This window comes from Chryseobacterium mucoviscidosis, from assembly GCF_002177115.1.
Taxonomy (GTDB): Bacteria; Bacteroidota; Bacteroidia; order Flavobacteriales; family Weeksellaceae; genus Chryseobacterium; species Chryseobacterium mucoviscidosis.
Map to the genome: position 1 here is coordinate 107,653 of NZ_MVAG01000084.1, position 12,147 is coordinate 119,799.

8 protein-coding genes are annotated in these 12,147 nt (G+C 36.8%); all 8 read right to left on the bottom strand.

Going from position 1 to position 12,147, the window contains the following annotated elements; genetic code table 11:
- On the bottom strand, nucleotides 1–3,822 hold the full coding sequence (gene rpoB, locus B0E34_RS05070; RefSeq protein WP_087707482.1) for a DNA-directed RNA polymerase subunit beta: 3,822 nt from the start codon (nucleotides 3,820–3,822) through the stop codon (nucleotides 1–3).
- Nucleotides 3,823–4,749: 927 nt separating this feature from the next.
- Complete coding sequence (locus B0E34_RS05075; protein ID WP_123956540.1) at nucleotides 4,750–7,335, bottom strand: T9SS type A sorting domain-containing protein; 2,586 nt, start codon at nucleotides 7,333–7,335, stop codon at nucleotides 4,750–4,752.
- Nucleotides 7,336–7,364: 29 nt separating this feature from the next.
- Entirely contained in the window at nucleotides 7,365–8,558 is a 1,194-nt protein-coding gene (locus B0E34_RS05080) for a phage tail-like protein (protein WP_087707487.1), read from the bottom strand.
- Nucleotides 8,559–9,058: 500 nt separating this feature from the next.
- Nucleotides 9,059–9,424, bottom strand: coding sequence for a 50S ribosomal protein L7/L12 (gene rplL / locus B0E34_RS05085; protein WP_087707490.1), 366 nt, complete (start codon nucleotides 9,422–9,424; stop codon nucleotides 9,059–9,061).
- A gap of 45 nt (nucleotides 9,425–9,469) precedes the next feature.
- Complete coding sequence (gene rplJ, locus B0E34_RS05090) at nucleotides 9,470–10,048, bottom strand: 50S ribosomal protein L10 (RefSeq protein ID WP_087707493.1); 579 nt, start codon at nucleotides 10,046–10,048, stop codon at nucleotides 9,470–9,472.
- A gap of 17 nt (nucleotides 10,049–10,065) precedes the next feature.
- Nucleotides 10,066–10,758 (bottom strand): 50S ribosomal protein L1, encoded by a 693-nt coding sequence (gene rplA, locus B0E34_RS05095; RefSeq protein WP_029295585.1) that lies wholly within the window; start codon nucleotides 10,756–10,758, stop codon nucleotides 10,066–10,068.
- 11 nt (nucleotides 10,759–10,769) lie between these two features.
- Nucleotides 10,770–11,216 (bottom strand): 50S ribosomal protein L11, encoded by a 447-nt coding sequence (gene rplK / locus B0E34_RS05100; protein ID WP_076390708.1) that lies wholly within the window; start codon nucleotides 11,214–11,216, stop codon nucleotides 10,770–10,772.
- A gap of 154 nt (nucleotides 11,217–11,370) precedes the next feature.
- Nucleotides 11,371–11,976, bottom strand: coding sequence for a hypothetical protein (locus tag B0E34_RS05105; RefSeq protein ID WP_123956542.1), 606 nt, complete (start codon nucleotides 11,974–11,976; stop codon nucleotides 11,371–11,373).
- Nucleotides 11,977–12,147 lie beyond the last annotated feature (171 nt).

Here is a 12,147-nt window from a genome sequence, read left to right on the forward strand (position 1 = left end):
TTATTCCTCTAGTCTTACGTCTAATCCAAGACCTTGTAACTCGTGAAGTAGTACATTGAATGATTCCGGAATACCTGGTTCAGGCATTGATTCACCTTTTGCAATAGCTTCGTAAGTTTTCGCTCTACCAATAACGTCATCCGACTTCACGGTAAGGATCTCTCTCAGGATATTTGATGCACCGAATGCTTCAAGTGCCCAAACCTCCATCTCTCCGAATCTCTGACCTCCGAACTGAGCTTTACCTCCTAACGGCTGCTGAGTAATCAATGAGTAAGGACCGATAGAACGTGCGTGCATTTTATCATCAACCATGTGACCTAATTTCAACATATAGATTACCCCTACTGTTGCAGCCTGAGTAAATCTTTCTCCGGTACCCCCATCATAAAGGTGAGTGTGACCGAATTTAGGAAGACCTGCTTTCTCAGTGTACTCCGTAATCTGGTCTAAGCTAGCTCCGTCGAAGATTGGCGTAGCGAACTTCAATCCTAATTTCTGACCAGCCCATCCAAGTACTGTTTCATAGATCTGACCGATGTTCATACGCGAAGGTACCCCAAGTGGATTCAATACGATATCTACCGGTGTTCCGTCTTCAAGGAATGGCATATCTTCTTCACGAACGATTCTCGAAACGATACCTTTGTTACCGTGACGACCCGCCATTTTATCTCCTACATTCAGTTTACGTTTCTTAGCGATGTACACTTTAGCCAACTTCATGATCCCTGCAGGTAGTTCGTCTCCGATTGAAATTGCAAATTTCTCACGGTTTTTAACCCCTTGAATATCGTTGTACTTGATTTTGTAGTTGTGAATTAATTGTTTGATTAATTCATTTTTATCGTTATCAACTGTCCAGTCTGAACCGCTAACGTTTACATAATCTTCAACTGAAGTTAATAATTTATGAGTGAATTTCACGCCTTTACCGATGATTTCCTCATCAAGGTCGTTTTTCACACCCTGAGAAGTTTTACCGCTTACAAGCGTGTTTAATTTTTCAATTAAAGTGTTTCTCAAGTCATCAAACTTAGCCTTGTAAGTGTTTTCAATTTCTTCAAGCTTAAGTTTTTCTTCAGTTCTCTTCTTTTTATCTTTGATGTTTCTTGAGAACAATTTCTTGTCAATAACAACACCTCTTAATGAAGAATCTGCTTTCAATGAAGCATCTTTTACATCACCAGCTTTGTCACCGAAGATTGCTCTCAAAAGTTTCTCTTCAGGAGTCGGGTCAGATTCACCTTTTGGAGTAATTTTACCAATCATGATGTCTCCAGGCTTCACTTCAGCACCGATTCTGATCATACCGTTCTCGTCAAGATCTTTAGTAGCTTCTTCAGAAACGTTTGGAATATCTGCTGTCAATTCTTCCATACCTAATTTGGTATCACGAACCTCAAGAGAATATTCATCTACGTGAATTGAAGTAAACCAGTCTTCACGAACTACTTTTTCGTTGATTACGATCGCATCCTCGAAGTTGTATCCTTTCCAAGGCATGAACGCAACCACTAAGTTTCTACCAAGAGCCAATTCTCCTTTTTCAGTAGCATAACCGTCGCAAAGTACCTGTCCTTTTTCCACTACATCACCTACTCTTACGTTTGGTCTTAGGGTAATGGTAGTACTCTGGTTGGTTTTTCTGAACTTAGTTAAGTTATATGTTTTAGTAGCAGACTCGAATTGTACTAAATCTTCGTCTTCGCTTCTTTCATATTTAATAACGATTCTGTCGGCATCCACATACTCTACCGTACCTGTACCTTCAGCATTAATTAAGATTCTTGAATCTCTTGCAACCTGCTGCTCAAGCCCTGTACCTACGATTGGAGCTTGTGGCTTCAATAGAGGAACTGCCTGACGCATCATGTTCGATCCCATCAACGCACGGTTCGCATCATCATGCTCCAAGAAAGGAATTAATGAAGCAGAAATACCAGAGATCTGGTTTGGTGCAACGTCGATAAGGTCTACTTGAGATGGCTCAACTACAGGATAGTCACCATCTAATCTTGCAATAATTCTGTCTGTTTCGAATTCACCGTTGTCGCTTAGTTCAACGTTTGCCTGAGCAATTACTTTAGATTCTTCGTCTTCTGCATTTAAGTAGATAGGATCTGCATTAAGCTCGATTTTACCATTTTCTACTTTTCTGTAAGGAGTTTCGATGAAACCTAATCTGTTGATTTTTGCATAAATACCTAAAGATGAAATCAAACCGATATTTGGTCCTTCCGGAGTTTCAATCGGGCAAATTCTTCCGTAGTGTGTATGGTGAACGTCTCGAACCTCGAAACCTGCTCTTTCTCTAGATAAACCTCCAGGTCCCAATGCAGAAAGTCTACGCTTGTGCGTGATTTCTGATAGTGGGTTGGTCTGGTCCATGAACTGAGAAAGCTGGTTGGTACCAAAGAACGAGTTGATTACTGATGTTAAAGTTTTCGCGTTAACAAGATCAAGCGGAGTAAAGATTTCGTTATCTCTAACATTCATTCTTTCCTTGATTGTTCTTGCAATTCTTGAAAGACCTACCCCGAACTGTCCTGCCAATTGCTCACCAACAGTTTTAATTCTTCTGTTTGATAAGTGGTCGATATCATCCACCTCAGCTTTAGAGTTTACCAATTCGATCAAGTGTCTTACGATCGCAATGATATCTTCTTTTGTAAGAACCTCAGTTGTTGTAGGAATGTTAAGACCTAATTTTTTGTTTAGTCTGTAACGTCCTACTTCACCTAATGAATATCTTTGCTCTGAGAAGAATAATTTTTCAATGATTCCTCTTGCTGTTTCCTCATCTGGCGGATCTGCGTTTCTTAACTGACGATAGATGTACTCTACTGCCTCTTTTTCAGAGTTTGTAGGGTCTTTCTGTAATGTATTCTGGATGATAGAGAACTCGTTGCTGTTTTCTTTGTGAATCAGGATTGATTTCACACCTGCATCAAGAATAAGATCTAAATGTTCTTTTTCAAGAATCGTTTCTCTGTCTAAGATGATTTCGTTTCTTTCGATAGAAACAACTTCACCGGTATCTTCGTCTACGAAATCTTCGAACCAAGTGTTCAATACTCTCGCAGCCAATGTTCTTCCTTCTACTTTTTTAAGGGCAGCTTTAGAAACTTTCACTTCTTCAGCAAGGTCGAAGATCTGAAGGATGTCCTTATCAGATTCATACCCGATCGCTCTTAATAAAGTTGTTAATGGTAATTTTTTCTTACGGTCGATATACGCATACATTACGCTGTTGATATCTGTCGTAAATTCCATCCAAGATCCTTTGAAAGGGATAATTCTTGAATAATAAAGTTTAGTTCCGTTTGCGTGGTAAGTCTGTCCGAAGAATACCCCCGGAGATCTGTGTAACTGAGTTACGATTACACGCTCTGCTCCATTGATAATGAATGAACCGGACGGCGTCATGTAAGGAACCGGACCTAAGTATACATCCTGAACCACAGTCTGGAAATCCTCGTGTTCAGGGTCTGTACAATACAATTTAAGTCTTGCTTTAAGAGGAACGGAATACGTTAAACCTCTTTCCACACACTCATCGATTGAATAACGTGGAGAATCTACCAGATAATCCAAAAATTCCAATACGAATTGGTTTCTTGAATCGGTAATCGGGAAATTTTCCTGGAATGTTTTATACAATCCTTCGTCTCTCCTGTCTTCAGGAAGCGTATCAAGCTGAAAAAACTCACTGAAAGACTCGATCTGGATATCCAGGAAGTCCGGAGTGATGATTTTTCCTTTCGCTGAAGAGAAATTTACTCTCTGATTTCCCCTAGTTGTAGGTGTTGTTTTACTCATAAAACTTTTAAGAAAGGTTAAAAAATATTTTGATTCATTAAAAAATATCAGAAAGAAGAGTTTGAGAGCAGAAATTGTAAAAGACCTTATAATATTGGCGCTATTAGAGACAGTCTTTTATTTTTTCCTTTTGATTCTCAGAATCTTATTCCTAACTGCAACACTGGTATATCTTTTCACAGCGTAATGCAAAATATTTTTATTACTTTTGAGGCAGATACCGCCGTAATATCTATACACACGAAATCTCTTTCATGGAAATGAAAGAGGTGATATTCAATATTTTATAGATTTACAAACAATTATTCGCGCCAAAAGAGACTGCAAATTTACAACATTTTATTTTCATATACAAATAAAACAACTTCATTCTGAAGATGTTAATTGTTTTTATGATTTTCCTATTGCCTTATCGTTGTGGTTTTAAAATTTCGATTTCATTATTAATTATACTGTTCTTTAAAGCAGGAGATCGCTAAGATTCTTTTTAAATATCAACTGTTTTCTAATCTGTACACCTTATTCATTCAGCAAAAACTCAAACTTTTTTAATGAAGAAAAATTTTGGGACAGTAATATTTTATTTCTATACATTTTTTACACAAAAAGGTCATCCAAAAATATGGATGACCTACCCTTAATAAAAAAAACTCAATCTTAAAATCATTATAATAACCTAAGATTTAGCTGTATTTTAATGTACGACCGATTTTATCGAAATAGATTAGCAAATGATCAATATTCGAAAAAGCCGTCATAATATATATTTACTGCAAGAAACTAAGAATAATTACTATTTGTTTACGGTAATTACTTTTTTTATAAAGTTAATTAAAAAAAATCAATAAAACATTTAATTTCAGATATTTAAAAACATAAGTCATTCTTGCGAATGACTTATGTGTAGAAAAGCTTTATTTATTGAAATTACCTCACGATGACTTTGTATGATTTTACAGTCGTTTTTGTTTCTACTTTTATAATGTACATTCCTGCCGATAAAGAAGAAGTAGCAATTTCGGTATTTCCTGAAAATTTACCTGAGCGGATTAATTGTCCCTGAGCTGAAAACAATGTGTATGTACCTTCTTCATCAGATTTTACATTTAAATCTTCACCTGCTTTTACAGGATTAGGATAAATTTTAACATCATTTGCTACTGTCTTTACTTCTCCCACAGAAGCTTTAGCTGCAATTGCACTGTTTTTCGCAAATGAAGAATATGGTGAAAGAGGGGAATTCGGAGAACCTTTCGCAACAAGATCTGTATCTACAACCGCCTGAATTCCATCTGCATCTGCGTCGTTTATTCTCGAAATAAATCCTTCTCCAAGATCATCCAGATTATCTTTTCCGATGGTATAAAGATCAAAGTCTATATTATTGGATTTCAGATCCACAAAATCCGGTTTATCGTCTCCATCTGTATTTTTTAAAGGATATTTCATAACGCCTGAATCCGGAGATGTTTCCAGAATATCTGCAATTCCGTTATCTCCTACCGCAACACCGCTGTCGATAATTCCGTTATGATCCGCATCAATCTGATCAATAACTGAAGTTGGAATTCCAGATTCAAATAAATCTAAAATACCGTCGTTATCAGAATCAAGATCAAGATAACTTGAAATTCCGTCTCCCAGTTCTGCAATAACCAGTTTATTTCCGTCTACATCATCATCTTCAAATTTTCCGTTTCCATTAAGGTCTTCCCATGCATCCGGAATGCCGTCGTTATCAGAATCATTATCACAAGCATCTGCAACACCATCTCCATCGCTGTCTAACGCAGAAGATTTATCATTTACCACAGAACATCCTTCAGCACAATCCGGAATTCCGTTTCCGTTGTTATCAATACTGTCGTTTCCGTTCGGACATTTATCGTTACAGTTCGGAACACCGTCCTGATCGTCATCAAGCTGAACAAATGCATTATAAATGTAGTATTGCTGCGCCAAAGTGATTCCTATTCCGGGATTGATTTCAATTTTCATTCTGTCGAACGCTTTTGTTGCTGTAAAACCAACATAAAACTGATTGGAAACCGAAGTAATAAACTGTCCGCTGAATAAACCTCCCGAAGTTCTGGATTCTGTAACCGTTGTTCCTTTATAAAAAGTAATGGTAATATAATCTAGAGCATTTATAGTTAACAAATTAGCACTTTTCGTTAAGGTAAATCCGCCGAAAGTCCCGGCAGGATATTCTCCTGTATTGCTTTTAACGGTTAACCTAACTGTTGGAATTAATAAATTGATTGGAGAAAAATTTACTGTTGCAAAATTTGTTGTGTTGGTATCTACAACATTTCCCGTGTTGGTAATATTGGTTAATCCGAAAATCGTTCCAGAAGCACCTGTCCATGAAGCACCCTGTACAATATCTCCTAATCTTGAAGTTCCCGAAGTCTGAATATACTCATTACAGTCGCAATCCTGAGGTTCTTCGAAGGCATAAAATACTTTTAAAGCTCCGAAATTCACGCCTACTGTCTGCGTAATTTTTAATCTTACTTCATTAAAAGGCTTGGTTGTATTGAGGGAAATTTTTTGTTTGTTGGAACCGAATCTCAACACTTTGATATTAATCAGCCCGCCTCCATCAAATAAATTTTTAGAATCCTGTAACTGCCCGAATAAATAGGTTTCAATTGTTATATTTTTCAAAAATTCAGCACTTAGCAATTTACCCTGATCGTCCGGTTCAATAACAAACCCGGCTTTGTTTCCTGCGGGATAAACCTGATTCTTATCTAATACGCCTACAGAGTATGATCCCAACAAGCCTGCCGGTAAAACAACAGAACCGTAAGAACTTTTATCTCCGTCGCCAATCTTTTGCCTGTCGACCACGAAAGAAAGAGGTGCTAAAAAGCTGCTGCTTCCTGAAACATTTCCATCTACACCGCTTCCTGTAATAATATCATCACAGATGCCATTATTATCTACAGGAACTTTATTGGGATCAAAAGCAAATGCATAATAAATATTCAGGGCACTGAATATAGAAAGGGCATTAACCTGATACAGTCTTACTTCGTTAAAATCTTTAGTTGTTTTAAAGTGAAGGAAAATTCTTGTTTTGGTTCCTCCAAATGCAGGAACAGACAGTAAAGTTGCACTATTTGAAGATTCCTGAAGAACTCCTGCTTTATAGGTGCTGATTCTTAAATTGCTTAAAAGACTTGCCGTAAAAACGCTGGTTCCTAAATCTACATTAAAACCAGTAATATATCCTGCAGGATAAGTGGTATTTGTATTTTTAACAGAAACTCCGTTTCCGCTTACCAAGGTGGTAAAGCTTCCCATACTTACGCTGTTATCCAAATTGGCATCAATAAGGGGATTTGTGCTTCCGCTGTAACAAGCCAGGCATATTCCGTTTGCGTTAAGTGGTTTTGCTTCAACTCCCATTCCTCGAATCGGTGTGTAACCCTGTCCGAAAATCTTCACAGACAGCAGAAACAGCATGAGAAATGCTGTAATTTTCGTAAATAATTTTTTTGTCATTTTTATAGATTTTAAAGTTTGTGTATTTTTTAGAATTGTTGCCACGCATATACTCCTGCGGAAATTCTGCATCCGTAAAAGCTTCCTGTATTTCCGGATTTACCATAAACAATAGTTCCTTCATTACTTGCGTTACAGTCTGAAGTTACAGGAACACCGGTGGCTTTAATTAAAATCCCTTTACTGATTTCAAGATCCGGAATATTAGTTCCGTTGGGAGTCATATTTACACCAACGTCCGTAATTGCTGTTCCAATTACACCCTGTCCGGAAAATGCATGTGAGGTATTGGCATAAACAGTCTGATTGGCAATGGTTGCACTTGCATTGGTTCCGAAAGCAATTGCGCCGGCTGCTCCGCTTGCAACATTGGCATTTCCAAATGCATAATTATTGCTCGTTACGTTATTTCCTGTTCCAAAAGCAAAACCACCGGAATTTACATTGGAGTTTCCAACATTAATTCCGCTGACGTTAGCTGCGGAAGTTCCGTTATTATTTCCCAAAACAATGGTATTGGCTCCTGTGGCAAAATTGTTGTTCCCTATTGTTTTTGCTCCGCTTAAAGAACTGTTTGCCGCTCCTATTGCCACACCCGGAAAGTTGGCAGCCTGCGCAGCAACGGTATTTTCTCTTCCTAAAGCGATGTTGGACGAGGTATTGTTTGATAATGTATTGTTTGAACCCCAAGAAAGTGATGCATAAGGAGCTGAAGTATTGGCATTTCCACCTCTAAGATTACCATTAACATCCAAAATTGCTTTTACGGTATTGTTTGTTGTAAATACTAAATTCTGACTGTCGGTAGTTCCTAAAAAGTTTCCGGAAGAAACAGCAGTCCCTAAAGTTGACGCAGAAGCCGTAGTTCCTGAGTTTCCGGTTGTTTTCCAATCTGAAGACTGTGGCTGAAGAAACTGAATCCAAACCGAGCCATCAAAATAATAATATCCTGCGCTTGTAACATTGGCGGTCTGACCTGAAGGTGCTGTATCAGCAGTTGTTACATAAACAATTGCACCAGTCTGAGCTGTAGAATAGTTTTTTACCTTAAGTTGATCTCCTGTAATTCGCGGTGCAATAATTCCATCAAGTTTATTTGGATTTGAAGGCGCTCCCACAACATCGAGAGTTGCCTGTCCCAAATTAGTATTAATGCCTACTTGTGCGTTTAACATGCAACTGAAAATTGTCAACACGGATAATCCGAATAATTTGTTTTTCATTATATGATATTTGTAGTTTTTGAAAGATTACATGAAAAGTTATTTCATGCCTGCTATAAAGATAATTTTACAATGTGTGATAAAATTAGCAGTGATGTAATTTTATAAGTAAGAATTTTTAGATGATATCTGTTGATAAAGAAAGGAATTTAACAGCTTTGCTGTATTAAAATATATCAACAAGATCATGTAAAGAATAAGCGGCACATTAATGTCCGACAGAAAATAATTTATATCCAAGGCTGTGTGTTTTACGGATACAAATATAGTATATTTTCAATTAAATTATAAATTTTTATTAAATAATTTAAACTATTAAACAATTTAACATATAATAAATAAACTAAAAAGGCAAAAATTAAAAATAATTTAAAAATAAAAAATTACAATTGCTTTTTTTTAATTCATAAATATTTATAGATATTAAAATGAATTTTTATACCCAATAAAAAAAGCCTGAACAAAATGTTCAGGCTTCCTATTTTTAATGTAAACTAGAATTATTTCAATTCTACTTCAGCACCAGCTTCTTCTAATTGCTTCTTAAGAGCTTCAGCTTCGTCTTTAGATACACCTTGCTTCAATGGAGCAGGAGCACCGTCTACGATATCTTTAGCTTCTTTAAGACCAGCACCAGTTAAATCTTTTACTAATTTAACGATAGCTAATTTAGAAGCACCTGCAGACTTAAGAATTACGTCGAATTCAGTCTTTTCTTCAGCAGCTTCACCAGCAGGACCAGCCATTACTACTGCAGCAGCAGCAGGCTCAATTCCGTACTCATCCTTAAGGATAGCAGCTAATTCGTTTACGTCTTTTACTGTTAAGTTTACTAGCGTTTCAGCTAAATTTTTTAAATCTGACATTGTTGTAATGTTTTTGTTGATTATTGATTATTTTTTGAGTGTAAATTATTCAGCAGCTGGAGCTTCACCTTCAGCAGCCGGAGTTTCAGTAGCAGGAGCTTCTTCTACTGCAGGTGCAGCTTCTTCAGCTTTAGCTTCTACTGTCTCAGGTTTGTTTTGAAGAGCAGAAACAACTCTCTGGATTGGAGACTGAAGTAATCCGATGATTTCACCGATCATTTCTTCTCTAGACTTGATGTTAGCTAACATCTCTAGGTTATTGTCACCTACATAGAAAGTTTCCTGAACGAAAGCAGACTTTAACGCCGGCTTTTCTTCTTTCTTTCTGAAATCTCTGATTAATTTTGCTGGAGCACTTGCGGTCTCAGCAATCATAATTGCAGAATTTCCTTTGAAAGACTGGAACATTTCAGAGTAATCTACTCCTTCAATCTGCTCCATTGCTTTTTGCAAAAGTGTATTTTTTACAACTTTTACTTTGATATTTTGCTTGAAAGCCTGTCTTCTGAAGTCAGAAGATTTTCCAGCGTTCAAACCTTCTAGATCTGCTACGTAAACTACTTTTGCATCCTGAAGCAAATCTTTGATCTCTTGTATTGCTACAACTTTTTGGTCTTTTGTCATTGTCTTAGGATTTATAATTAGTTAACAGATTTAGTATCGATTGCAATACCAGGACTCATTGTAGAAGAAAGATAGATAGACTTCACATAAGTTCCTTTAGCAGCAGTTGGCTTCATTTTGATCAAAGTAGAGATCAATTCCTGAGCATTTTCCTTGATTTTAGCAGCATCGAAAGATACTTTACCAATACCAGCGTGGATAATACCGTATTTATCAACTTTGAAATCAATTTTACCAGCTTTCACTTCAGTTACTGCTTTACCAATTTCCATAGTTACAGTACCTGATTTAGGGTTTGGCATTAAACCTCTTGGTCCTAATACTCTACCCAATGGTCCTAATTTACCCATTACAGCCGGCATCGTAACGATTACGTCAACGTCTGTCCAACCTTCTTTGATTTTTTGTAAATATTCATCAAGACCTACATAATCAGCACCCGCTTCTTTAGCTTCTGCTTCTTTATCTGGAGTTACTAAAGCCAAAACTTTAACATCTTTACCAGTTCCGTGAGGAAGAGATACAACACCTCTTACCATTTGGTTTGCTTTTCTTGGATCTACCCCTAATCTTACAGCGATATCTACAGAAGCATCAAACTTTGCAGTATTTACTTCTTTTACAAGAGCTGCACCTTCTTCAAGGTTATAGATTCTTCCTTTTTCTACTTTGCTTAAAGCTTCCTTTTGCTTCTTAGTTAATTTTGCCATTTCTTTAAGTTTTAAGCGTTAAAAGTTGGTTTAGTTCCTGTTACTCTTAATCCCATAGATCTTGCAGTACCTGCAACCATAGAAACAGCTGAATCCATTGTAAAGCAGTTAAGGTCTGCCATTTTATCTTCAGCAATCTTTTGAACCTGAGCCCAAGTTACAGCACCTACTTTGTTTCTGTTCGGTTCTCCGGAACCACCCTTGATCTTAGCCGCATCCATTAACTGGATTGCTGCAGGAGGAGTTTTGATTACGAATTCAAAAGATTTGTCTTCGTATACTGTAATTACTACAGGTAAAACTTGTCCCGGCTTATCTTGAGTTCTTCCGTTAAATTGCTTACAAAACTCCATGATGTTCACACCTGCAGAACCCAAAGCTGGACCTACTGGTGGAGAAGGGTTAGCTGCGCCACCTTTCACCTGAAGCTTTACCATTTTAAAGACTTTTTTAGCCATTGTTTGTTTTTTAAATTTGAATAATTAATGAGTTTGGAAGCATTTATTATTCAGTAGGTTATCCATTCTCACATTAGATAATCCTACTTTTCGGACTGCAAAATTATGAAATATTTTTGAAATAGCAAACGGAATATGTTGATTTTTAAATAAATTAAGGCAAACTACCATCAAAAGACTGTGGAATTTTAAACACACCATCTCTATTATCGAATGGTACAACAATTTTATCCAGAATTTGATCCTTATCTTCTTTTAAACAACTCTTCTTAACAAGTTGTAAATCGTACACCGCCTTCTCTGATGGAAGAAACGCATACTGAACATTATAACAAAATCTGGTTCCATCTGAATTATCATCCCAATCTCCGTAAGAATACTCTGTAGTAACAGTGCAAACCTTTTTTAATTTATTCTGGCTGAAAATAACCAAATCATCATAAAATAAAGTTCCCATATGAGTTTGTCCGCCTGATAAAGCAAAGCATACCGTCTCTTTACCAATCATAGTAAAGCTATGCAACGAACCGGAATTCCCATACATTCCCCCACTTCCTGCTTCGATCATAAAATCAGCAGTTTCCCAATTCTTACCATTGAATCGGAATATGAACAGATCGCAATGCCCTGTGGATGCGCCTGCAAAAGGATATTGATTTTCTACTACTAAAGCAGCAAATTTTTCTCTTCCTATTACAAAACGTTTGATATCTGATCTTGAAAACTGTATTTCCTCATCCATCTCTTCTAAAGGTTTCATATTCATCGTATCATAGACAGGTTTTAAAAGGGATCAGTCTCAAAAGTTGGGGAGGAATGTTAAGTAGTTTTATCTTTGTATAATGCTAAACGATCAAGAATTACTAAAGTTTTTGCTTCCACCATACTTAGTGGATTATTTTGATATTGTGAAATTTGAAGAAAAAGAAGG